This is a genomic window from Stenotrophomonas sp. ZAC14D1_NAIMI4_1, from assembly GCF_003086775.1.
Lineage (GTDB): Bacteria > Pseudomonadota > Gammaproteobacteria > Xanthomonadales > Xanthomonadaceae > Stenotrophomonas.
The window spans coordinates 1,932,039-1,954,722 of sequence record NZ_CP026001.1 but is presented as its reverse complement, the minus strand read 5'-3'; the positions used below and the strand labels follow the sequence as shown (position 1 = coordinate 1,954,722).

Sequence of the window (22,684 nt, the reverse complement as noted above, 5' to 3'; positions counted from 1 at the left end):
AGCGGTCGTTCAGGCAAATAGTCGCCTATTGTCTCCCAAAACCGCCGTCCCTGCTCCGGTAGCGCCGGGCATGGCCCTGAAGTGCGCACCAACGGTGCGCACCCACCACACTCAGGCAGAGGTCAGCCCCCTACCCCGCCTGCGGGAACAGCAGCATCGCGTCGCCGTAGCTGAAGAAGCGGTAGCGCTGCTCGATCGCGTGCTGGTAGGCCTCGAATACGCGCTCCTTGCCGGCAAACGCGGAAATCATCATCAGCAGCGTGCTTTCCGGCAGGTGGAAGTTGGTCACCATCGCGTCCACGCTGCGGATGCGGTAGCCGGGGGTGATGAAGATCTGCGTCTCGCCGGCGAACGGCAGCAGTTCACCCTCGCGCATCGCGCTTTCCAGCGCGCGCACCACGGTGGTGCCCACGCCGATCACCCGGCCGCCAGCCTCGCGGGTGCGCCGCACCTGCTGCACCAGTTCAGCGCCCACGTTCAGCCACTCGCGGTGCATCACGTGGTCCTTCAGGTCATCGGCGCGCACCGGCTGGAAGGTGCCTGCGCCCACGTGCAGGGTGACGTGGCCGAAGTCCACGCCCTTGGCCTTCAAGGCCGCCAGCAGCGGCTCGTCGAAATGCAGGCCGGCCGTCGGCGCGGCCACCGCGCCCACTTCGCGGGCGAACACGGTCTGGTAGCGCTCGCGGTCGTCCATGCCTGGTTCGCGCTGGATGTACGGCGGCAGCGGCAGGCGACCGGCGTGCAGCAGCCACTGCTCCAGCGACTCGGGCACGTGGAACTGCAGGACGTAGAACTCGCCGTCGCGACCTAGCACCTCGGCCTCGCCGCCGGCATCCAGGGCGATGCGGCTGCCGGCCTTGGGCGACTTGCTGGCGCCCACCTGGGCACGCGCCTGCTGGCCGCCCAGCAGGCGCTCGATCAGGATCTCCACGCGGCCGCCACTGGCCTTCTGCCCGAACAACCGCGCCGGGATCACCCGGGTGTCGTTGAACACCATCAGGTCGCCCGGCTGCAGCAGCGACGGCAGGTCGCGCACCTGTACGTCGGTGAAGGCGGCGGGCGCCGGCGGCACCAGCATCAGGCGGCTGGCCGAACGCTCGGCCAGCGGCGCCTGGGCGATCAGTTCGGCCGGCAGGTCGTAGTGGAAATCGGACTTCTTCAAGGCAGTGATCGGCAACAGGTCGACATTGGCGCGCATTGTACGTCCAGCGCCTGCGAGCCAGCGCGCTTCGTGGCGAACGTCGGGCAATATGCTGCTATGCAGCAGGTTTCTGCGGGGTTATCGCGCAAAAAAACTAGTGCTAGCATCGGAACGGAAGTCCGCAGCACGAGTCCGCCCCAAGCGCGCGTGATGACGCGCGTTTTGCTTTTGAAGGCCCGTGCGACCCATTGTTTCAGGAGATCTGCAATGAGCTTCATCGAACGCCTCGCCCCCCTCCGCGCCCAGCCCGGCAGCCGCATCACCACCGGCCTGGACGACGCCACCCTGGTCGCACTGTCGGCCCGCCACCCGCAGCTGGTTGCCGCCGTGGAAGCGGCCGCCGACGAGTTCGGGCGCGTGCAGCAGGAGCTGGGGCCGCTGCTGGCGCAGGACGAGCAGGCGCAGATCGACGCGATGCAGGACGGCTTCGTCAATTTCTATGCCGACGACGCGGTGACCCCGTACGTGGCGCTGGCCGCGCGCGGCCCGTGGGTGGTCACCCTGAAGGGCGCGGTGCTGTACGACGCAGGCGGCTACGGCATGCTCGGCTTCGGCCACACCCCTGATGCGGTGCTCGAAGCGATGTCGCGCCCGCAGGTGATGGCCAACATCATGACCCCCAGCCTGTCGCAGCAGCGCTTCATCACCGCCCTGCGCGCGGAGATCGGCCACCGCCGCGGCGGCTGCCCGTTCGCCCGCTTCATGTGCCTGAACTCCGGCTCCGAAGCGGTCGGCCTGGCCGCGCGCATCGCCGACGTCAACGCCAAGCTGCAGACCGACCCGGGTGCGCGCCATGCCGGTGCCGCCATCAAGCGCGTGGTCATCAAGGGCAGCTTCCATGGCCGCACCGACCGCCCGGCGCTGTATTCCGATTCCAGCCGCAAGAGCTACCAGCAGCACCTGGCCAGCTACCGTGGCGAGGATTCGGTCATTACGGTCGCCCCGTACGACGAGGCCGGCCTGCGCAAGGTGTTCGAGGATGCCGAGCGCAACCAGTGGTTCATCGAAGCGGTGTTCCTGGAACCGGTGATGGGTGAAGGCGACCCGGGCCGTTCGGTGCCGCCGGCATTCTATGCGGTGGCCCGCGAGCTGACCCGCGCCCACGGCAGCCTGCTGCTGCTCGATTCGATCCAGGCCGGCCTGCGTGCCCACGGCGTGCTGTCGGTGGTGGACTACCCGGGCTTCGAAGGCCTGGATCCGCCGGACATGGAAACCTACTCCAAGGCGCTCAATGCCGCGCAGTACCCGCTGTCGGTGCTGGCCGTGACCGAGCATGCCGCCCAGCTGTACCGCAAGGGCATCTACGGCAACACCATGACCAGCAACCCGCGTGCGCTGGACGTGGCCTGCGCCACCCTGGCCCAGCTCACCCCGCAGGTGCGCGCCAACATCGCCGAACGCGGCGCCGAGGCCGTGCGCAAGCTGGAACAGCTGAAGAGCGAGCTGGGCGGGCTGATCACCAAGGTGCAGGGCACCGGCCTGCTGTTCTCCTGCGAGCTGGCCCCGCAGTTCAAGTGCTATGGCGCCGGTTCCACCGAGGAATGGCTGCGCCAGCACGGCATCAACGTGATCCACGGTGGCGAGAACTCGCTGCGCTTCACCCCGCACTTCGGCATGGACAGCGACGAGCTGGACCTGCTGGTGGGCCTGGTCGGCCGCGCCCTGCGTGAAGGCCCGCGCCGCGAGCAGGCCGCCGCCGCGTAATCCGCGCCAACGCGTCATAATCGACCAACACCCCGCCCGCGACCGCTGACCCGGTTGCCGGCGGGGCGTTTTCGTTTCCGCACCAAGAGACAGGAATCCCCCATGAAGTCCCTCTGCGTCTACTGTGGCTCCAACGCTGGCAGCAAGCCGGTCTACACCGAACGCGCCATGGCGCTGGGCGACCGCATCGCCCGCGATGGCATGCGCCTGGTCTACGGCGGCGGCAACGTCGGCCTGATGGGCACCGTCGCCAACGCCGTGCTGGCCGCCGGCGGCGAAGTGACCGGCGTCATCCCGCGCCAGCTGGCCGACTGGGAAGTGGCCCACCGCGGCCTGACCGAACTGGAAATCGTCGGCTCGATGCATGAGCGCAAGTCGCGCATGTTCGACCTGTCCGACGGCTTCGTCGCCCTGCCCGGCGGCTTCGGCACCATGGAAGAGATCTTCGAGATGCTCACCTGGCGCCAGCTCGGCATCGGCAACAAGCCCTGCGCCTTCCTGGACGTGGACGGCTTCTATGCCCCGCTGATCGGCATGATCGACCGCATGGTGGAAGAGCGCTTCCTGCACCCGGAACAGCGCCAGGACCTGTGGTACGGCTCGGACATCGATGAAATGCTGGCCTGGATGCAGGCCTACGAGCCGGCCCAGGCCTCGAAGTGGATCGACGAGAAGCGACGCGCCGCGCTGCGTTGAGCGTGGCCCAGCGTGCCTGGCCTGCGCGGTGGTTCAGGCCACCGCGCGCGTCCACGGTGCCGGCCGCCCCAGCAGGTAGCCCTGGCCGTAGTCACAGCCCAGCTCGAACAGGCTCTGCCGCTGGGCCTCGGTCTCGATGCCCTCGCCGATGGTCTCGATGCCCAGCGTGCGCGCCAGCGACAGCACACCTTCCACCAGCGCGCGCGTGCTCTGGGCCTCCGGCCCATGCAGGCCGGCGATGAAGCTCTGGTCGATCTTCAGCGTGCTGATCGGGAACCGGTGCAGGTAGGACAGCGCCGAGAAGCCGGTCCCGAAATCATCCAGCTGCACCTGGATGCCCCGCTCGCGCAGCCCCTTGAGGATGCGCAGCGTATGCGGGCCGTCGTCCAGCAATGCCACCTCGGTGATCTCCAGCCGCAGCCGCTGCGGATCGGCATCATTGGCTTCCAGCAGGCCGAACAGGCGCGCACTGAAATCGGCCGAACGGAAATGCCGCGGTGACACGTTCACAGACACATAGCCACGCCCACCGTCGGCCAGGCCGGCGATGACCTGCTCGTAGATGAGCCAGTCGACCTGCTCGATCAGGCCGCTCTCCTCGCCCAGCTCCAGGAAGGCGCCGGGCAGCAGCAGGCCGCGGCGCTCGTGCTGCCAGCGCAGCAGCGCCTCGTGGCCCACCACCTCGCCATCGGACAGGCGCACGATGGGCTGGTAGAACGGCACGAAATCGCGGTTGTTGATCGCCCGCCGCAGGTCCGCTTCCAGGTCCAGGCTGCGCATGGCCTGCTCGCGCATGTCCTCATCGAAGATCGCGCAGCGGTCATGGCCCTGTGCCTTGGCCCGGTACATCGCCGCATCGGCATCGCGCAGCAGCTCTTCGCCGGTGCGGTAATGCGGATTCCACAGGGCGATGCCGAGGCTGCCGGAGGGGAACAGTTCGCGCCCGGCGATCCACATCGATTCCTGCAGGGCCAGCAGCAGGCGCTGGCCGAAATCCAGCGCCTGGGCCAATCCCTGCGGGCACTGCAGCAGCACGGCGAATTCATCGCCGCCCAGCCGTGCCACGACATCGCCGTCGCCGGCCATGGACACGATGCGCTTGGCCACTTCCACCAGCATGCGGTCGCCGGCGGCGTGGCCGATGCTGTCGTTGACCAGCTTGAAGCGGTCCAGGTCCAGGAACAGCATCGCGAACACCGGGCCGCCTTCGCGGCGTGCCAGCGCCAGCGCATCCTGCAGGCGGTCCAGCAGGTGCAGGCGGTTGGGCAGCCCGGTCAGCGCATCGTGCATGGCCTGGTGGGTCAGGCGCTGCTCGGCGCGCAGCCGCTCGGCAATCTGGCCCAGCAGCTTGTCATTCACTTCAGCCAGTTCGCGCGTGCGTTCTTCCACGCGTTTTTCCAGCTCGGCATGCGCCGAACGCAACCGCTGCTGGTCGCGCTGGCGGGCGAGGCCGGTACCGATGTTCTGCGCCACGAAGGTCAGCAGCCGCTGGTCGTGCACGCTGAAGGCGATCTGGTCGGTGTAGCTCTGCACCACGATCGCGCCGACCACCTCGTCGTCGCGCAGCAGCGGCACGCCCAGCCAGCAGTGCGAACGCGCGCCGGACTCACGCACTTCGCCGGTGGCCAGCAGCGCGTCGATCTGCGCACGCGATGCCAGCAGCGGGCGTCGGTGGCGCACCACGTATTCGGTCAGGCCGCGGCTGAAGGCGCGCGGCGCGCGCGAGCTGTTGTGCTCATCCACCGAGTAGACGAAATCCAGGCCGTCACTGCGCGCATTGACCAGTGCGATGTAGAAGTTGCGCGCGTCCAGCAGCCGGCCCACCACGCCATGCACCTGCCCATAGAACTGGGCCAGGCTGTCGGCCGACATGGCCATCTCGGCGATGTTGTAGAGCGCGGTCTGCAGCTGTTCGCCACGACGGCGCTCGGCCACTTCGTCCTGCAGGCTGCGGTTGGCACGCTGCAGCTCCAGCGTGCGTCGCTCCACCTGCTGTTCCAGCCGCACCTGTGCCTGGCGCCGGTCCATCGCGGTCTGCACGTGCTGGGCAACGAAGCCCAGCAGCGCGCGCTCGGCTTCGCCATACAGCGCAGCCTGTTCGTAACTCTGCACCACGATGGCGCCGCACACGCGGCCATCGCGCAGCATCGGCACGCCCAGCCAGTCCAGGCTTTCCGGGCCGCGCTCGGGGTCGTGCTCTTCCTCGGCATCGGCCAGCAGTTCGCGCGACGGGCCACTGAGCGGCTTGCCATGGCGCAGCAGGGCCACGGTCAGGCTGCGCGGCATCTGCCCGGCGTCGTAGCTGATCGAAGGGTCAGCCACGAAGTCATCCACCTGGTCGGCGAAATACAGGAAGCGCATCTGGTCGCGCACATCGTCGTACTCGACGATGTAGCAGTTCTCGGCGTACATCAGCGAGCCGAGCACGCCATGCACGTGGCGCAGCATCTCGCCCATTTCCAGGTCGGCACCGGCCAGATCGGCAATCTGGAACAGCGCCTGCTGAAGCCGTTCAGCCTGTTCCAGGGCACGGATCTGTCCGGCCTGGCGGCCACGCTGCAGGGCCAGCTCCATCGCCTGCCGCGACACCCCCCACCAGGCTTCCGAAGGCGACGCGCCGCGCACCCGCAGCGACAGCTGTGCGCCATCGTGCTCCCAGGCAGCGTGCTCCCATATCCCCGCGTCCCCGTCGAGCTCGCCATCGCTGGCGCCCTGCGGCCAGCTGTCCCGGCCGCGGCCCAGCTGCGGGTCGTTCCACCCCACCCGCACGATCGCGGCGTCCGGCAGCAGCGCATGCAGCGCGCGCACCAGCGCCGTGCTCAAGACGGCCTCGTGAGGTGACAGCGATGACACACGGTCGGCTTGCGTGGACAAAATGACGTTCTCTTGGCGCCGCTACAGCGTCGCCTCCCCTGAGCGGGCGAGCATAACGCGGCACCGGGGGGGGAATGGAAGCCCGCCAACCCCGTTTCGTGCGCCGGCACGTTGTTCCTGTCGACACCCGCCCGCGAACCGCCGTGAACTGCGCCCTCCCCGCCCCCGCCAACGGCTATGCGCCACCGCCTGCAGGCCTTACCCTGTATGCCGTGGAAGCGACCGCCCTGCCAACCGATGAAGCGCTGATGCTGGCCTGGGCCGGTGGCGACCTGCAGGCGTTCGAAAGCCTGTATGCGCGCCATCGCAAGCGCCTGTTCGGCTTCCTGCTGCGGCAACTGCGCGACACCGCGCTGGCCGAAGAGATCTTCCAGGACGTCTGGCAGCGGGTGATCAGCGCCCGCGCCGGCTGGCAGCCCGATGCTGCATTCAGCACGTGGTTGTTCCGTATCGCGCACAACCGCCTGAACGACCACTGGCGTGCCGCCCGCCATCGCCCTGCCGCGCCGGCCGACGCCGATCTGCGCCTGGCTGCGCTGGAAGACGGGCAGACCCCGGAAGCTGAACTGTCTGAATTCGAGCAGCGCCGGCGCATCCAGCTGGCGATGGAAGACCTGCCGCCCGAGCAGCGTGAGGTGCTGCAGTTGCGGCTGGAACAGGAACTGAGCCTGGAGGAGATCGGCCAGATCACCGGCGTCGGCCGGGAAACAGTGAAATCGCGGCTGCGCTATGCGATGGACAAGCTGCGTGCGGGACTGAAGGCATGAATCGAGACGATCCCCTGTCGCCTGAAGAACGTGCGCTGGCCGGCCTGATCGGTCGCCGCCACGACCAGGCACCGCCTGCTGCGCTGGACGCGGCGATCCTGGCGGCCGCGCGTGCATCGGTGTCCACGACTGCCGCAGACACAGCGGCAGCAGCCGACAACACCGCCACGACGTCGACCGCGCGCCGGCCGCAGCGGCGCTGGCCGGCCGTGTTCGGCATCGCCGCGTCGATGGTATTCGCCGTCGGCATTGCCTGGCAGATGCGCCCGGAACCGCCGGTGCTGCCGGCACAGGAAGCACAGATCGCCACCGCGCCCGCCGCCGACGCCGATGCCGCCGCTGCGGCCGATGCCCAGGCACCGCAGCCCATGTCCGCTGCGGCTGAGGTTGCGCCGCCGCCGCCATTGCCCGCGCCGCAGGCTGCAGCCAAGCAGGCCGCCCAACCCGCCGTTGCCCGCAGGCCCGAGGCGCAGGCGGCCCCGGCCCCGGAGGTGGCCGAACCCGCGCCCCGCATCGCCCTGCGCAGCCTGCCTGCCGAACCCGCTGCCGAGGCCGCCTTCGCACCCGCACCGCCTGCGCCGCCAGCGCCCGCGGCACCCGCAGCACCGGTGGCCTATTCGGCCCCGGCTGCGGCCGAGCTGGACGCGATCCAGGGTGAAGCCGCGGCCAGCGCCGACGCCGCCCGCAGCCAGCGCCGTGCAGCACCCACCGCCTTCAAGGCCAATACCGCGCCCGCGCCGACCAGCGCGCCGGGCGTGATGCTGCGCCGCTCCAGCGATGCCTCGCTCAGCGCCGACGCGGTGCATTCGGAAGTCGCAGCCGATGCCAGGCTGCCGCGCCGGCAGTGGCTGCAGAAGATCCGCGAGCGCCGCGACAACGGCCAGCGCGACCTCGCCCGTGCCAGCCTGGAGCGCTACCTGCAGACGTATCCCGAAGCGCGCCTGCCAAGGGATCTGCGCCCGCTGCTGGACGACTGAGGCAGACCCGCCGCGACCCCGTAGAATGGTGGGAATGCCCGATATCCTCGCCCAGCCCGTCAGCCATACGCTGGACGTCAAGCACAGCCGCTTCACCGCCCACGCCGCGCCCATCGACAGCGGCGCCGGTGCGCTGACGTTCCTGCAGCAGGTGGCCGTGGCCGATGCCACCCACAACTGCTGGGCCTACCGGCACGGCCAGGATTACCGTTCCAGCGATGATGGCGAGCCCGCAGGCACCGCCGGGCGGCCGATCCTGGCGGCCATCGATGGCCAGGGCTTCGACCGCGTGATGGTGGTGGTGACCCGCTGGTATGGCGGCATCAAGCTGGGTGCCGGTGGCCTGGTGCGTGCCTACGGTGGCACTGCCGCCGAATGCCTGCGCACCGCGCCACGCCTGCCGCTGGTAGCGATGGCGCGCCTGCAGCTGCTGGCCGGCTTCGAGGATCTGGGCACCCTGCACGCCGCCCTGCCCGGCTTTGCCGCCGAAAAGCGCGATGAACAGTTCGATGCCAACGGTGTGCGCCTGCGGGTGGAATTGCCCGCCGACCAGGTCGACGCATTGAAAATCCGCCTGCGCGACGCCACCCGTGACCGTATCCGCATAGAAGATGACCACCAGGATGACTGACAAGGACGAGACGTCCGCTTCAACCCCGCCGCTGCGCCGCCTCGGCAGCCTGCGTACGCTGTGGCCGTTCGTGCGCCGCCACAGCGGGTTGTTCACCGCCTGGCTGCTGGCCCTGGCGGTCTCCTCGGCAGCGACACTGAGCCTGCCGCCAGCGGTCAAGCAGATGATCGACCACGGCTTCAGCAGCGGCGGCCAGATCAACCGCGCGTTCGCGCTGCTGATGGTGGTGGCCGTGGTAATGGCGCTGGGCACGGCCGCACGCTTCTACTTCGTGTCGCTGCTGGGCGAAAAGGTCGTGGCCGACCTGCGCAGCCAGCTGTACGCACACCTGATCCAGCTCGGCGCCGGCTTCCATGACCGCAGCCGCAGCGGCGAACTGGTGTCGCGCCTGACCGCCGATACCGAACTGCTGCGCAGCGTGGTCGGTTCGACCATGTCGGTGGCCCTGCGCAGCAGCGTGACGGTGGTCGGCAGCCTGGCGATGCTGTTCGTCACCAGCCCACGGCTGGCCGCATGGTCGCTGCTGGGCATCCCGCTCGCGGTGCTGCCGATCATCATCGGCGCGCGCAAGCTGCGCGTGGTCGCCCGCAACAGCCAGGACCGCATCGCCGATGCCAACAGCCTGGCCAGCGAGACCCTGGGCGCGGTACGCACCGTGCAGGCCCATGCCCGCGAGCCTTACGAGCGCGGTCGCTTCGACCATGCGCTCGGCGATGCCATCACCGCCGCTCGGCGGCGCATCGGCGCGCAGTCGCTGGTCACTGCCAGCGCCATCCTGCTGGTGTTCGGCGCCATCGTTGGCGTGCTCTGGCTGGGCGCGCACGATGTCATCGACGGCCGCCTGAGCGCCGGCACCCTGGGCCAGTTCGTGCTGTATGCACTGATCGGTGGTGGCTCGGTGGGCGCGCTGGCCGAAGTGTGGAACGAACTGCAGCGCGCGGCCGGCGGCATGGGCCGCATCGGCGAGCTGCTGCAGGAAGACATCGAGATCCGGGCACCGGCGCAGCCGCATGCGCTGCCGCAGCCGCTGCAGGGGCAGATCCAGTTCGACGACGTGGTGTTCCATTACCCGCAGCGGCCGGACCAGCCGGCGCTCGATCACTTCAGCCTGAACGTGCGTCCCGGCGAAACCGTGGCCCTGGTCGGCCCGTCCGGCGCCGGCAAGAGCACCGTGCTGTCGTTGCTGCTGCGCTTCCATGATCCAGCCAGCGGCCGCATCTGCGTGGACGGCCATGATGTGCGCCAGGTCGATCCGGCCGACCTGCGTGCCCAGCTCGCGCTGGTGCCGCAGCAGCCGACCCTGTTCGCCGCCAGTGCACGCGACAACATCCGCTACGGACGCCTGCAGGCCAGCGATGCCGAGGTGGAAGCCGCGGCACAAGCGGCTGAAGCCGACACCTTCCTGCGCGCACTGCCGCAGGGCTATGACAGCGAGCTGGGCGAGCGCGGCGCGCGCCTGTCCGGCGGCCAGCAGCAGCGCGTGGCGATCGCCCGCGCCCTGCTGAAGGATTCGCCCATCCTGCTGCTGGACGAGGCCACCAGTGCACTGGATGCGCAGAGCGAGCACAGCGTGCAGCAGGCCCTGGAACGGCTGATGGCCGGGCGCACCACGGTGGTCATCGCCCATCGCCTGGCGACCGTGCTGAAGGCCGACCGCATCGTGGTCATGGACCAGGGCCGCATCGTCGCCGAAGGCACGCATGCGGAGCTGTTGGCTGAAGGTGGACTGTATGCGGAGCTGGCGCGACTGCAGTTCGTCGATTGATTGACGGCCGGCTAACACCGGCCGGCCCAAGCTGGCGGCGAAACCGAAGGTTCCGCTGAAGGAGGTGCACGATGTCGTTCCGTCAGTTCCCCGCAGTCGACAGCAATGGCGAAAGCCACATCATCATCGAGTTCAAGCCCGATGCCGCCGGCAGCAGCAATGACCGGGAAACCACGCCACGCTACGAACTGGATGACGGCCGTCACCTGGTCCGTAATGGCCGCGAGTTCACCACCAGTGGCGGCGAACTGCGGCTGACGATCTGAGGTTCGCCGGGCATGGCCCGGCGCTACCGGATTTCGTACCGCCCTGCTCTGGTAGGTGTCGACCTTGGTCGACACGCTCCGCCCACGGGCATGAAAAATTGCGTGGTCAATTTTTCACCAACCATCTTGACAGCCTTGCCTGCCAAGGGCTGCGCGCGGTTATCCACACGTTTGCTCAGAAATCATCCACACCGCCTGTGGATGACTAGGCCTGGCCGAGCACCCGGCCGATTCCGCTCGCGTCGACTTCCACCGCCGCCCGCGCGATCGCCAGCGGCTCGCTGCCCGCCACGAAACCGATACGGAAATGGACCTCGCCGCCCGGCGTCCGCGACGAATGGATCGAGGCCAGGCTGATGCTGTGCTGCTCGAATACGTGCAGCAGCTCGCGCAGCGAACCCGGCCGATCCTCCGGCAGGTGCACCGACAAGGCATTGCGCTCGGTCAGGTCCGCCAGCAGGTAGCCCACGCGCTCGAAGGTGTAGTTGCCCGCCGCCAGCGCGGGCTCGCCGAAGGCGTCGTGACTGGCGGCCAGCATCTGCTCGCGGAACCAGCCACGCGCCGTATCGTCGCCCTGCCCGACCAGGGCCTGCAGTGACTGCAGCTGGCCGACCAGCCGGTCCAGCATCGGCGCCACATGGGGGTTGCCGAACTGGATGTCTTCGTAGATGGCCGGGTTCAACGAGAGGATGCGCGAGATGATCGCCGTATCCAGCTCGAACGAGGCCGAGCGGTACGGCATCATCGCCGCCAGGTCGCCCAGCTGCGGCTGGTACTCGCGCAGCACGCCGGCCTGCGCAAGGTGCGTGGCATGCACCATCGCCTGCACCAGCGCCATCATCTGGTCGTGGTGCTGCGGGGTGGCACGCACGCACTCGGCCTGCAGGGCGGCGCACAGGCTGTCCACCCACGGCTGCCAGTGCTGCAGCCGCGCCTCGCAGACCACCATCACCCGGCCCTTCAGGGTCGGTGCTTTCGGCGGCGCAGTCATCGGATGCAGGCCGACCACTTCGGCCTGCGAAGCCAGCATCGCCTGCACCGGGGCGTCCTTCACCGAGGTCACGTCCAGCCACAGGCGCCCCTGCTCGCGGCCGCCCGACTGCTGCACGTAGCCGGCGATCAGCGCCGGGGTATGCCGGATGGGTGCCGAGAACACCAGCACATCGGCCTGCGCCAGTAGCTCTTCGGGCGTATGCGAGGACGGGTCGGCCGGATCATGGCCGATCACCTGCAGCTGCATGTGCTGCTGGAAGAACCGGGCCAGCCAGCGCCCATAGGCGCCGGCACTGCCCACGATGCCGACCGTGCGCGGCGTACGCGCCTGCAGATCGCTCATGCCACGCGTTCGGCATGGAAGCGCGCGGGCTCTGCCAGCGCGGCAGGCGCGGCAGCGATCACGTCGAACTCCTCGAAGCCGTTGGCCAGGGTGGCTTCCAGCGCGGCATGGGTGCCGGCGATGGCGCGCGAGATGGCCTGCTGCATCGACTCGCCACGCAGCAGGAAGGACACCACCAGCGACATCAGCACGTCACCGGTGCCCGCCACATCCACCGGCAGCAGCGGCGAGGTCCAGCGCCAGGTCTCGTCGCGGCCGACGGCCAGGGTCACCAGTTCGCCAGGGGTACCGCCCACGCTGTGCGCGATCACCCACTGCGGGCCACGGGCCAGCAGCGTGCGCGCAGCGGCGATGGCATCGGCTTCGGCCAGGGCGGGCATGCCCGTGAGGCGGTTGAGTTCGAACGCATTGGGCGTGACCAGCCAGGCGTGCGGCAGCAGGCGCTCGGCGAAGATCGCCTCCAGCCCGGGTTCCACGTAGGGGCCGGTATGGGTGTCACCGATGACCGGGTCCAGGCAGTAGCGCAGCTGCGGGCAGGCCGGCAGGATCCCGTCCAGCCAGTCGGCGAAGGCGGCACCGTTGGCGGCGCTGCCGAAGTAGCCGGAGACCAGCATCTTCGCGCGCTGCGGCAGGCCGCGTTCGCGGGTACCGAGCAGCAGATCGGCGAACCAGTCGGCCGGCAGCACGCGGCCGCGGGTGGTGTCGTAGAACGGCGCATTGCTGAGCAGGACGGTCGGGATTTCCGCCACGCGCACGCCGAGGGCGCGCATCGGCGGCACGGCGGCGCTGTTGCCGGCATGGCCGTAGACGAGCTGCGACTGGACGGAGATGACATCGATCGGCGAGGGCCCGTCGGGGCGCTGGCGACGGCCGTGGAGCAGGTGGTTGTCGAGGGATTCGCTCATGCCCGCATTCTACGCCCAAGGGGGTTTTCGGCAGGGCTTGCAGCCCTGCACCTGCTCAATGCAACGTCAACTGCAAAAGCCAGAGCGGCATTCCGTGGGATGGCGGGGCGGTGTGGGTGGTCAGGACACGCCGTAAACCCATCCATGGGGGCTCGATGGCGCCATCCATGGCGCCAACGGTCCTGCCCACCCACACCGCCCCACCTCTGTCAGTTTCCCGCGGCTGTTGGTAAATGCAGCTGTTGGTGGGTGCCGACCGTTGGTCGGCACAACTGTCAGATATCGAATGAATTCATCCACGCATGGCGTGGATCTACTTCGTCGACCAAGGTCGACACCTACCCCAGCAGATCGCCATTCCGACGGACCCCGTGCCGACCAACGGTCGGCACCCACCAAAGCAGAACGCCGTTTCGACAGCTCGCGGAAAACTGTCGAAGGTGGGGTGGGTCCGGTTGAGGGGGCGTGAGCCGCATGGATGCGGCGACCGAGCTTACATGGACGTACTTGCAGCGTCCCCCTCAACCGGACCCACCCCGCCAACCCACTGAATGCACGCATTTGACGTTGCATTGAGCAGGTGCAGGGCTGCAAGCCCTGCAAACCCAAACCCCTCAGTGAGCAGCAGGACGCGACGGCGGCAGCCAGGCGGCAATGATGCCCAGCAGCGGCAGGAACGCGGTCAGCTGGTACACGTACTCGATGCTCGTCTTGTCCGCCAGCAGGCCTAGAACCGCCGCACCCAACCCGCCCATGCCGAACGCGAAGCCGAAGAACAGCCCCGACACCATGCCGATGCGGTGCGGCATCATCTCCTGCGCGTACACCACGATGGCCGAAAACGCCGACGACAGCACGAAGCCGATCAGCACCGCCAACACCGTCGTCCAGAACAGATCCGCATGCGGCAGCGCCAGCGCGAACGGCGCCACGCCCAGGATCGAGGTCCAGATGATCGGCTTGCGGCCGATGCGGTCGCCCAGCGGGCCACCGAGGAAGCCACCGGCCGCCGACGCCACCAGGAACGCGAACAGGTGCAGCTGGGCCTGCGCCACCGGAATGCCGAAATGGTGGATCAGGTAGAAGGTGAAGTAGCTGCCGATGCTGGCCATGTAGAAGTACTTGCTGAAGATCAGCACCAGCAGGATCGCCATCACCCGGGCCACGGTGCGGGTCGGATGACGCGGGGCGACCGTGGCCTGCCCGACCGGGCGCGGGGCGCCCAGATGCAGCGCATACCAGCGGCTGACATAGGTCAGCAGGGCGATGCCGATCAGCGCGGCGCCGGCAAACCACGACGCAGCGTGCTGGCCGAACGGCACGATCACCGCCGCAGCGATCAGCGGGCCCAGCGCGGTACCAAAGTTGCCGCCGACCTGGAACACCGACTGGGCAAAACCGTGGCGACCGCCAGAGGCCAGCCGCGCGATGCGCGAGGCTTCCGGGTGGAAGATGGCAGAACCGATGCCGACCATGGCCGCGGCCAGCAGCACCATGGCGTAGTTCGGTGCGAAGCCGAGCAGCAGCATGCCGCACAGGGTCGAGGCCATGCCGATCGGCAGCGAGTACGGTGCCGGCTTGCGGTCAGTGACCAGGCCGACCAGCGGTTGGAAGATCGAAGCGGTCAGCTGGTAGGTCAGCGTGATCAGGCCGATCTGGGTGAAGCTGAGGTTGAAGCCTCCCTTGATCACCGGATAGATGGCCAGGATCAGCGACTGCATCATGTCGTTGACCATGTGGGAGGTGGAAATCGCCGCCAGCACGCCGCGGGTCGAGCTGCGGGCGGTGGGGGCGGGTGTAGCCAGGCTGGACATGGTGCGCAGTCAGGTTGGGGGCGAGCCCTGCATGCTACGGTGCCCTCCCCCTCCCTTCCGCCGCGTTCTGGTCATGCCATATCGCAAAAAGGACACTTCCTGCGCGATCAGGGAATCCGCGCCCTGGAACGAAGTCCCCGGCCATCGGCCGGTGACCTGCCGGGTCAAGGACTACCCGGCCGGCACCCGGGTGTCGCCACACCGCCATCGCCGCCACCAGCTGGTCTACGCGATGTCCGGCCTGATGGTGGTGCGCTCGGAAGTCGGCCGCTGGGTGGTGCCGTCCACGCGCGCCATCTGGATGCCGGCCGGCATGGCCCACGCGGTGGACTGCATTGCCGATGTGCACATGCGCAGCCTCTACATCGATCCGGCGTTCGCCCCGCAGCTGGCCACCGAGGCATTTGCGGTACAGGTGGCGCCCCTGCTGCGCGAGCTGCTGCACGCGGCCACGCTGATCGAAGGCGAGCACCACGATGACAGCCGCGATGGCCGCGTAGTGCGCCTGCTGCTGGACGAGCTGCACCGCATGGACGTGCTGCCGCTGCACCTGCCGACGCCCACCGACCCGCGCCTGCAGCGCATCTGCCAGCACATCCAGAAGCACCCCGGCGACGAAGCCACCCTGCAGGACTGGGCCGAAGCGCTGGCAGTGGACGTGAAAACCATCCAGCGCCACTTCGCCAGCGAGCTGGGCATGACCTTCGGCCAGTGGCGGCAACAGGCACGCCTGCTGGCCGCGATGGAGCGCCTGGCCGTGGGCGAAAAGGTGATCGATGTGGCGCTGGCAATGGGATATGACAGCCCCAGTGCGTTCACCAGCATGTTCAAGCGGCAGCTGGGGCAGACGCCGGCGGCATTCTTCCGGTGACGCCCGCAAACGAAAACGCCGGGCATGGCCCGGCGCTACCGTTCTACGTTTCCGCTCAAGAACTCAGGACGTCATCCGGTCCCAGAAGCCCTTCACGCCATCCATGAAGGTGGCCGACTTCGGCGAATGCTTGCGCGCTTCCTCGCCGACGAAGGTGGCTTCGAACTGTTCCAGCAGCTTGCGCTGGTCGTTGGTCAGGTTCACCGGGGTTTCCACCACGACGCGGCAGTAGAGATCGCCCTCGCTGCGGCTGCGCACCGAACGCACGCCCTTGCCGCGCAGGCGGAACAGCTTGCCGGTCTGGGTCTCGGCCGGAATGCGGATCTCCGCTTCGCCGCCAAGGGTGGCCACGCGCACGGTATCGCCCAGCGCGGCCTGCGAGATGCGGATCGGCACTTCGCAGTGCAGGTCGTCGCCGTCGCGCTGGAAGATGTGGTGCTCGCGCACGCGCACTTCCACGTACAGGTCACCCGGCGGCGTACCGGCCGGGCCGGCCTCGCCTTCGCCCTGCAGGCGGATGCGGTCGCCGGTATCGACGCCGGCCGGCACCTTCACCGACAGCACCTTGTCTTCCTCGATGCGGCCGTTGCCGTGGCAGGTCTTGCAGGGCTTGGCGATGATCTGGCCGCGGCCGTTGCAGTTGTGGCAGGCCTGCTGCATGGCGAAGATGCCGCGCTGGATGCGCACCTGGCCGCGGCCATGGCACACGTTGCAGGTCTCGACCTTGCCGTCTTCCGAGCCACTGCCATCGCAGTCGCCACATTCGGCCAGGGTCGGGATCTCGATCCGGCGCTCGACGCCGCGCACGGCTTCTTCCAGGTCCAGCTCCATCACGTAGCCGATGTCGGCACCGCGACGGGCCTGGCGCGGACCACCGCCGCCACCGCCAAAGATGTTGCCGAAGATATCGCCGAAGATATCGTTCATGTCCGGGCCGCCCGGACCGCCGCCGCCCATGCCGTGCTCGAACGCGGCGTGGCCGTGGGCATCGTACATGCGGCGCTTGTTGCCGTCGGACAGCGTTTCGTAGGCTTCCTTGCACTCCTTGAAGGAGGCTTCGGCCGCCGCATCACCCGGGTTGCGGTCCGGGTGGAACTTCATCGCACAGCGACGGTAGGCCTTCTTCAGCTCTTCGTCGGTGGCGGTGCGGGCAACGCCCAGCACTTCGTAGTAATCGCGCTTGCTCATATCGTGGATCGCATTCCGGAAAGTCGGGATTCGTCAAAGCGGAAGAGCGGAACCAGGTCCGCTCTTGCGTCGGGCGCCCCGACACGCCGGTGGGCGGTCAGGACCCTGGTACGACAACGGGACGCTGGTAGCCAGCGTCCCGTGTCGGTCCGGATCAGGACTTCTTGTCGTCCTTGACTTCGGTGAACTCGGCGTCCACCACGTCATCCTGCGCCTTGCCTGCGTTGCCGGCGTCGGCACCCGGGGCGGCACCGCCCTGTTCGGCCGAAGCCGCGGCGAACAGCGCCTGGCCTGCTTCTTCCAGCACCTTCGACTTGGCTTCGATCTGTGCCTTGTCGTCGCCCTTCATCGCGGTTTCCAGGTCGGCCAGTGCGGCCTCGACCTTGCCGATGACATCGCCGCCGACCTTGCTGCCGTGCTCGGTGATGGCGCTGCGGGTGCCGTGGATCAGGGCGTCGGCCTGGTTACGGGCCTGCACCAGTTCCTGGAACTTCTTGTCTTCTTCGCGGTTGGCTTCCGCGTCGGCGACCATGCGTGCGATCTCTTCCTCGGACAGGCCCGAACCGGCCTTGATCTCGACCTTCTGTTCCTTGTTGGTCTTCTTGTCCTTGGCCGACACGTGCAGGATGCCGTTGGCGTCGATGTCGAAGGACACTTCCACCTGCGGCAGGCCGCGCGGGGCCGGCTCGATGCCGGACAGGTCGAACTTGGCCAGCGACTTGTTGAAGCGGGCCTGTTCGCGCTCACCCTGCAGCACGTGCACGGTCACGGCCGACTGGTTGTCTTCAGCGGTCGAGAACACCTGCGACGCCTTGGTCGGGATGGTGGTGTTCTTCTCGATGATCTTGGTGAACACGCCGCCCATGGTCTCGATGCCCAGCGACAGCGGGGTCACGTCCAGCAGCAGCACATCCTTGACGTCGCCGCCCAGCACGCCGCCCTGGATCGCCGCACCCAGTGCCACGGCTTCGTCCGGGTTGACGTCCTTGCGCGGTTCCTTGCCGAAGAACTCGGTCACCGCCTGCTGCACCTTCGGCATGCGGGTCTGGCCACCAACCAGGATCACTTCGCTGATGTCGCTCGAGCGCAGGCCGGCATCGTTCAGGGCGACGCGGCACGGCTCGATCGACTTCCTGATCAGCTCGTCCACCAGCGACTCCAGCTTGGCGCGGGTCAGCTTGATGTTCAGGTGCTTCGGGCCCGACGCGTCAGCGGTAACGTACGGCAGGTTCACTTCGGTCTGCTGGGCGCTGGACAGCTCGATCTTGGCGCGCTCGGCGGCGTCCTTCAGGCGCTGCAGGGCCAGCGGATCCTTGCGCAGGTCGATGCCCTGGTCCTTGTTGAACTCTTCAACCAGGTATTCGATGACGCGGTTGTCGAAATCTTCGCCGCCCAGGAAGGTGTCACCGTTGGTGGCCAGCACTTCGAACTGCTTCTCACCGTCGACGTTGGCGATCTCGATCACCGAGACGTCGAAGGTGCCGCCGCCCAGGTCGTACACCACGATCTTGCGATCCTTGTTGTCGCCCTTGTCCAGGCCATAGGCCAGCGCGGCCGCGGTCGGCTCGTTGATGATGCGCTTGACGTCCAGGCCGGCGATGCGGCCTGCGTCCTTGGTCGCCTGGCGCTGGCTGTCGTTGAAGTAGGCCGGCACGGTGATGACCGCTTCGGTGACCTTCTCACCGAGGAAGTCCTCGGCGGTCTTCTTCATCTTTTCCAGCACCTTGGCCGAGATTTCCTGTGGCGCCATCTTCTTGGCATCGCTGGTGGACACCCAGGCATCGCCGTTGTCATGGGCCAGGATGCTGTACGGGACGTGGGCGATGTCCTTCTGCACTTCGGCGTCGGTGAACTTGCGGCCGATCAGGCGCTTCACCGCGTAGAAGGTGTTCTTGGGGTTGGTGACAGCCTGGCGCTTGGCCGAGGCGCCGACCAGGACTTCGCCGTCCTTGGTGTAGGCGACGATCGACGGGGTGGTGCGATCGCCTTCCGAATTCTCGATGACGCGGGCCTTGCCGCCGTCCATGATCGCCACGCACGAGTTGGTGGTGCCGAGGTCGATACCAATGATCTTGCCCATGGGGGAGACTCCTGAAGAATGCTTGTTGGTGTCAGTCCGGCCGGTCGGCCGGTGGATGAATGGGATGTGGGGGAGGCTCGTGGAACATTCAAGCCATCACCCGAACGCTGTGTTCAACCGTTCAAGGTCCGCCGGGCCTGGCCCGGCGCTACCCGACGGCGGTGGGCCGTTGCCGGCCCGGCGCGTCAATCGGCGGCCACTACCACCAGCGCCGGCCGCAGCAGGCGCTCGTTGAGCAGGTAGCCCTTCTGGAACACGGTCACCACGCTGCCGGGGGCGGCACCGGGGGCCGGCACCTGGCTGATGGCCTGGTGGTGTTCCGGGTTGAACGGCTGGCCGGTCGGGTCCAGCAGGACCAGGCCGTTGTCGGCGGCGACCTTCAGCAGCTGCTTGTAGGTCATCTCCAGCCCCTCGCGCAGCGGGTTGGCGTCGTCGCCGGCAGCCTTCAGGCCGGCATCCAGGCTGTCAAACACCGGCAGCAGCTCGCCCAGCAGCTTCTCGTTGGCGAACTTGCGGGCCTGGTCGATGTCGCGGGCCACGCGCTTGCGCTGGTTCTCCAGGTCGGCGCGCTCACGCAGCGCATCGGCCTTGACCTGCTCGACCTCGGCGCGCAGGCGCTCCAGTTCGTCATGGGTGCCTGCGGCAGCGGCCGCATCGGCGGCGCTCTGCTGGGCTTCGATATCTGGATGTTCTTGGTTCATGTCTGGGTCCCTGGCGGTCACTCTCCGCCTCCACCCACCCTAGTGTGGGCGGGATGCTGCGTTTCAAGCGTCTGCCGGCCCCGGACCGCGTCCCGGGGGCGAAAAGGCCGCCCCGAGCACGTCCGCGGTGGCCTGGACCAGCGGAATCACCCGGTCGTAGGCCATCCGCTTGGGCCCGATCACCCCCAGCACGCCCAGCACCTGCCCGTTGGCGGTATAGGGCGCTGTGACCAGCGAGACCCCCTGCAGCGGCATCATCCCGGTCTCTTCACCGATGAAGATGCGCACGCCCGGGGCCTGGATGGTCCGCTCCAGCAGCTGCAGGATCTCGCGCTTGCTGGAGAACAGTTCGAACAGTTCGCGCAGGCGTTCCAGGTCGGACAGGTCCTGCACCCCCATCAGCCGGGTCTGGCCGGCCACCAGCATGTCATCGGCCGGCGGCTGCAGGGCCTGCTCGGCCAGCTCGATGCTGTGGGCCAGCAGCAGCTCCAGCTCGGAACGGGCGTCGCGCAGCTCCAGCAGCAGGCGGGTGCGGATCTCGGCCAGCGGCAGGCCGGCAAAATGGGCATTGAGGTAGTTGGCCACCTGTTCCAGCTGGCCCGGCTCGAAGTCCTGGCGGGTCTCGATGACCCGGTTCTGCACCTCGTTGTCGGCAAACACCAGGATCGCCAGCACCCGGCGCCCGTCCAGCGCCACGAAATCGATCTGGCGGAAGGCGAACTGCTCGCGCCGCGGCGCGCTGACCACGCCCACGAAGTGGCTCATGGCCGACAGCAGCTCCGAGGCGCTGCCCAGCAGGGCCTGGGTACTGCCGCCTCCGGCCAGTTCGTGGCGCAGGCGGGCCAGTTCCCCCTCGCCCGGCGGCTGCATCTGCAGCAGGCTGTCCACGAACACCCGGTAGCCGTGCGCGGTCGGGATGCGCCCGGCCGAGGTATGCGGCGAGGCCAGCAGGCCCAGGTCCTCCAGGTCGCCCAGGATGTTGCGGATGGTCGCCGGACTGACCTCCAGGCCAGCCACGCGCGCCAGTGTCTGCGAGCCGACCGGCTCACCGTCCTGGATGTAACGCGCGATCAGCGTGCGCAGCAGATGGCGCGCACGCGGGGCAAGCTGGTCAGCGGAACCGTGCATGGAATCAACCTGTGAGACACGGACACTAGATAATGGCGGTGCGTCGCCTTGGCAAGTCATTGGACCACCCCGCCGCGCGTGCTAGCGTTGCGCGGCTCAGACACCCCTGTACCCATGCTCAGACATCTTTCGATCAAGGATTTTGCCGTCGTCCGCGCCACCGAACTGGAGTTCGGGCCCGGCATGACCGTTGTTTCAGGCGAGACCGGCGCCGGCAAGTCGCTGATGGTCGACGCGCTGGGCTTCCTGTCCGGCCTGCGCGCCGACAGCGGCGTGGTCCGCCACGGCGCCGCCCGCGCCGAGCTGTCGGCCGAGTTCGCCCTGGACCAGCTGCAGGCCGCACGCCAGTGGCTGGCCGACAACGAGCTGGACGATGAGGACCAGTGCCAGCTGCGCCGGGTGATCCGCGCCGACGGTGGCTCGCGCTCCTGGATCAACGGCCGCCCGGTGACCCTGGCACAGCTGGCCGAACTGGCAGGGCGGCTGGTGGAAATCCATGGCCAGCATGAGCAGCAGGCCCTGCTGACGCGCCCGTCGCAGCTGGCCCTGCTCGATGCCTATGCCCGCAACGAGGCCGAGCGCCGCCAGGTGCGCCGCGCCGCCGCCGCGTGGCAGGCGCTGGTCGATGAATCACTGGCGCTGTCGCAACAGGGCGACGTTTCCGACCGCATCGGCTTCCTCGAGCACCAGCTGCGCGAGCTCGACCGCGAGGACCTGGAACCCGAATCGATTGCCGCCCTGGGCGCCAGCCACCGTCGCCAGGCCCACGCCAGCGCCCTGCTGAGCGCCTGCCAGGCGGCCAGCAACCAGCTCAACGGCGACGACGGCAGCTCGGCGCTGGACCTGCTGCAGCAGGTGCGCCACGAGCTGTCACGCCTGATCGAGCACGACCCGCGCCTGGGCGAGGTGGACGGTTTGATCGAGAACGCCTCGATCCAGCTGCACGAAGCCCTGTCGCTGCTGGACCGGGTGCACGACGATCTCGATGCCGACCCGGAGCAGTTCGAGGAGAACGAGCGCCGCCTCGGCCGCCTGCACGACCTGGCCCGCAAGCACCGCGTGCCGATGGACGAACTGGGCGCGCAGCGCGAGCGCATGCATGCCGAAGTGGAGCAGCTGCGCGGCGCCGACGAGCGCCTGCAGCGCCTGGCCGGTGAGATCGACAAGGCTGCCGCCGCGTGGCGCGTGCAGGCCGAAGTGCTCAGCAGCAGCCGCCGCCAGGCCGCGACCGAACTGTCGGCCACCACCACCGGCATCATCGCCGAGCTGGGCATGGGCGGCGGCCAGTTCCTGATCGAGCTGGAACCGCAGGACAGCGGCAAGCCCGACCCGCAGGGTGCCGAGCGCGTGGAGTTCCTGGTGGCAGCCAATGCCGGGCAGCCACCGCGTGCGCTGCGCAAGGTCGCCTCCGGTGGCGAACTGTCGCGCATCTCGCTGGCCATCGAAGTGGCTGCGCTGGACCTCGATGCAGTACCGACCATGGTGTTCGACGAAGTCGATTCGGGCATCGGCGGCGCGGTGGCCGACATCGTCGGCCAGAAGCTGCGCGCGCTGGGCGAGAAGCGCCAGGTGCTGTGCGTCACCCACCTGCCGCAGGTCGCCTCCAAGGGCCACGCCCATTACCGGGTCAGCAAGGCCCCGGTGGAAGGCATGACCCAGAGCGCGGTGGAGAAGCTGGATACCAAGGCACGCGAGGAAGAGCTAGCGCGCATGCTGGGTGGCGTGGAAGTGAGCAAGGAAGCGCGCGCGGCCGCCCGCAAGTTGCTGCAGGCCTGAAGCC

At 68.4% G+C, this 22,684-nt stretch carries 18 protein-coding genes; 9 read left to right on the top strand and 9 right to left on the bottom strand.

Going from position 1 to position 22,684, the window contains the following annotated elements; genetic code table 11:
- Positions 1-130 precede the first annotated feature (130 nt).
- Positions 131-1,198, bottom strand: coding sequence for a tRNA preQ1(34) S-adenosylmethionine ribosyltransferase-isomerase QueA (gene queA, locus C1927_RS09175; protein ID WP_079221571.1), 1,068 nt, complete (start codon positions 1,196-1,198; stop codon positions 131-133).
- 210 nt (positions 1,199-1,408) lie between these two features.
- Here queA and C1927_RS09170 point away from each other — a divergent pair, with 210 nt between their 5' ends.
- Both C1927_RS09170 and C1927_RS09165 read left to right on the top strand, forming a co-directional pair.
- Positions 1,409-2,905: an aminotransferase class III-fold pyridoxal phosphate-dependent enzyme gene (locus C1927_RS09170; RefSeq protein ID WP_079221570.1), complete on the top strand. Its 1,497-nt coding sequence runs from the start codon at positions 1,409-1,411 to the stop codon at positions 2,903-2,905.
- Between the two features lie 102 nt (positions 2,906-3,007).
- Entirely contained in the window at positions 3,008-3,601 is a 594-nt protein-coding gene (locus tag C1927_RS09165; protein WP_079221569.1) for a TIGR00730 family Rossman fold protein, read from the top strand.
- A 33-nt stretch (positions 3,602-3,634) separates the two neighbouring features.
- On the opposite strand, the gene C1927_RS09160 is transcribed toward C1927_RS09165, so the two are convergent.
- Positions 3,635-6,424, bottom strand: a complete 2,790-nt coding sequence (locus C1927_RS09160) for an EAL domain-containing protein (protein ID WP_108746505.1) — start codon at positions 6,422-6,424, stop codon at positions 3,635-3,637.
- A 263-nt stretch (positions 6,425-6,687) separates the two neighbouring features.
- Here C1927_RS09160 and C1927_RS09155 point away from each other — a divergent pair, with 263 nt between their 5' ends.
- From C1927_RS09155 to C1927_RS09135, 5 genes are all read left to right on the top strand, one after another.
- The gene (locus C1927_RS09155; protein WP_265349652.1) at positions 6,688-7,242 is read left to right on the top strand and encodes an RNA polymerase sigma factor; all 555 of its coding nucleotides are present in this window, start codon (positions 6,688-6,690) and stop codon (positions 7,240-7,242) included.
- A complete protein-coding gene (locus C1927_RS09150) occupies positions 7,239-8,219 on the top strand; it encodes a hypothetical protein (RefSeq protein ID WP_079221566.1) in 981 nt (326 codons plus the stop codon). The genes C1927_RS09155 and C1927_RS09150 overlap by 4 nt, the downstream gene beginning before the upstream one ends.
- Positions 8,220-8,253: 34 nt before the next feature.
- Positions 8,254-8,850 (top strand): YigZ family protein, encoded by a 597-nt coding sequence (locus tag C1927_RS09145; protein ID WP_079221565.1) that lies wholly within the window; start codon positions 8,254-8,256, stop codon positions 8,848-8,850.
- Positions 8,843-10,615: an ABC transporter transmembrane domain-containing protein gene (locus C1927_RS09140; protein WP_079221564.1), complete on the top strand. Its 1,773-nt coding sequence runs from the start codon at positions 8,843-8,845 to the stop codon at positions 10,613-10,615. Before C1927_RS09145 ends, C1927_RS09140 begins: the two co-directional genes overlap by 8 nt.
- 71 nt (positions 10,616-10,686) lie before the next feature.
- Positions 10,687-10,881, top strand: a complete 195-nt coding sequence (locus C1927_RS09135; protein WP_079221563.1) for a hypothetical protein — start codon at positions 10,687-10,689, stop codon at positions 10,879-10,881.
- Between the two features lie 205 nt (positions 10,882-11,086).
- On the opposite strand, the gene C1927_RS09130 is transcribed toward C1927_RS09135, so the two are convergent.
- The 3 genes from C1927_RS09130 to C1927_RS09120 all read right to left on the bottom strand — a co-directional run bounded on the left by C1927_RS09130 (position 11,087) and on the right by C1927_RS09120 (position 14,936).
- Entirely contained in the window at positions 11,087-12,217 is a 1,131-nt protein-coding gene (locus tag C1927_RS09130; RefSeq protein WP_079221562.1) for a prephenate dehydrogenase, read from the bottom strand.
- Positions 12,214-13,122, bottom strand: coding sequence for a pyridoxal kinase (gene pdxY / locus C1927_RS09125; protein WP_079221561.1), 909 nt, complete (start codon positions 13,120-13,122; stop codon positions 12,214-12,216). The genes C1927_RS09130 and pdxY overlap by 4 nt, the downstream gene beginning before the upstream one ends.
- Before the next feature lie 614 nt (positions 13,123-13,736).
- A complete protein-coding gene (locus C1927_RS09120; protein ID WP_108746504.1) occupies positions 13,737-14,936 on the bottom strand; it encodes an MFS transporter in 1,200 nt (399 codons plus the stop codon).
- A 73-nt stretch (positions 14,937-15,009) separates the two neighbouring features.
- Here C1927_RS09120 and C1927_RS09115 point away from each other — a divergent pair, with 73 nt between their 5' ends.
- Positions 15,010-15,807 (top strand): helix-turn-helix transcriptional regulator, encoded by a 798-nt coding sequence (locus C1927_RS09115; protein WP_079221559.1) that lies wholly within the window; start codon positions 15,010-15,012, stop codon positions 15,805-15,807.
- A gap of 63 nt (positions 15,808-15,870) precedes the next feature.
- On the opposite strand, the gene dnaJ is transcribed toward C1927_RS09115, so the two are convergent.
- The 4 genes from dnaJ to hrcA form a co-directional block, all read right to left on the bottom strand.
- Positions 15,871-16,995 (bottom strand): molecular chaperone DnaJ, encoded by a 1,125-nt coding sequence (dnaJ, locus tag C1927_RS09110; RefSeq protein WP_108746503.1) that lies wholly within the window; start codon positions 16,993-16,995, stop codon positions 15,871-15,873.
- A gap of 154 nt (positions 16,996-17,149) precedes the next feature.
- Entirely contained in the window at positions 17,150-19,075 is a 1,926-nt protein-coding gene (gene dnaK, locus C1927_RS09105; protein ID WP_108746502.1) for a molecular chaperone DnaK, read from the bottom strand.
- A gap of 185 nt (positions 19,076-19,260) precedes the next feature.
- Positions 19,261-19,776 (bottom strand): nucleotide exchange factor GrpE, encoded by a 516-nt coding sequence (gene grpE, locus C1927_RS09100; protein WP_079221556.1) that lies wholly within the window; start codon positions 19,774-19,776, stop codon positions 19,261-19,263.
- A gap of 63 nt (positions 19,777-19,839) precedes the next feature.
- Positions 19,840-20,904, bottom strand: coding sequence for a heat-inducible transcriptional repressor HrcA (gene hrcA, locus C1927_RS09095; RefSeq protein WP_079221555.1), 1,065 nt, complete (start codon positions 20,902-20,904; stop codon positions 19,840-19,842).
- Positions 20,905-21,018: 114 nt separating this feature from the next.
- Between hrcA and recN the strand changes: the two genes are divergently transcribed.
- Complete coding sequence (gene recN, locus C1927_RS09090) at positions 21,019-22,680, top strand: DNA repair protein RecN (RefSeq protein ID WP_108746501.1); 1,662 nt, start codon at positions 21,019-21,021, stop codon at positions 22,678-22,680.
- The last annotated feature ends 4 nt before the right edge of the window (positions 22,681-22,684 follow it).

Bases quoted from the DNA above. Each gene is read 5' to 3' on its own strand.
- queA (WP_079221571.1), bottom strand. From the start codon at position 1,198: ATGCGCGCCAATGTCGACCTGTTGCCGATCACTGCCTTGAAGAAGTCC.
- C1927_RS09130 (WP_079221562.1), bottom strand. From the start codon at position 12,217: ATGAGCGATCTGCAGGCGCGTACGCCGCGCACGGTCGGCATCGTGGGC.
- C1927_RS09115 (WP_079221559.1), top strand. From the start codon at position 15,010: ATGCCATATCGCAAAAAGGACACTTCCTGCGCGATCAGGGAATCCGCG.
- pdxY (WP_079221561.1), bottom strand. From the start codon at position 13,122: ATGAGCGAATCCCTCGACAACCACCTGCTCCACGGCCGTCGCCAGCGC.
- C1927_RS09135 (WP_079221563.1), top strand. From the start codon at position 10,687: ATGTCGTTCCGTCAGTTCCCCGCAGTCGACAGCAATGGCGAAAGCCAC.
- dnaJ (WP_108746503.1), bottom strand. From the start codon at position 16,995: ATGAGCAAGCGCGATTACTACGAAGTGCTGGGCGTTGCCCGCACCGCC.
- C1927_RS09145 (WP_079221565.1), top strand. From the start codon at position 8,254: ATGCCCGATATCCTCGCCCAGCCCGTCAGCCATACGCTGGACGTCAAG.
- C1927_RS09140 (WP_079221564.1), top strand. From the start codon at position 8,843: ATGACTGACAAGGACGAGACGTCCGCTTCAACCCCGCCGCTGCGCCGC.
- C1927_RS09120 (WP_108746504.1), bottom strand. From the start codon at position 14,936: ATGTCCAGCCTGGCTACACCCGCCCCCACCGCCCGCAGCTCGACCCGC.
- grpE (WP_079221556.1), bottom strand. From the start codon at position 19,776: ATGAACCAAGAACATCCAGATATCGAAGCCCAGCAGAGCGCCGCCGAT.
- C1927_RS09170 (WP_079221570.1), top strand. From the start codon at position 1,409: ATGAGCTTCATCGAACGCCTCGCCCCCCTCCGCGCCCAGCCCGGCAGC.
- dnaK (WP_108746502.1), bottom strand. From the start codon at position 19,075: ATGGGCAAGATCATTGGTATCGACCTCGGCACCACCAACTCGTGCGTG.
- recN (WP_108746501.1), top strand. From the start codon at position 21,019: ATGCTCAGACATCTTTCGATCAAGGATTTTGCCGTCGTCCGCGCCACC.
- C1927_RS09150 (WP_079221566.1), top strand. From the start codon at position 7,239: ATGAATCGAGACGATCCCCTGTCGCCTGAAGAACGTGCGCTGGCCGGC.
- hrcA (WP_079221555.1), bottom strand. From the start codon at position 20,904: ATGCACGGTTCCGCTGACCAGCTTGCCCCGCGTGCGCGCCATCTGCTG.
- C1927_RS09165 (WP_079221569.1), top strand. From the start codon at position 3,008: ATGAAGTCCCTCTGCGTCTACTGTGGCTCCAACGCTGGCAGCAAGCCG.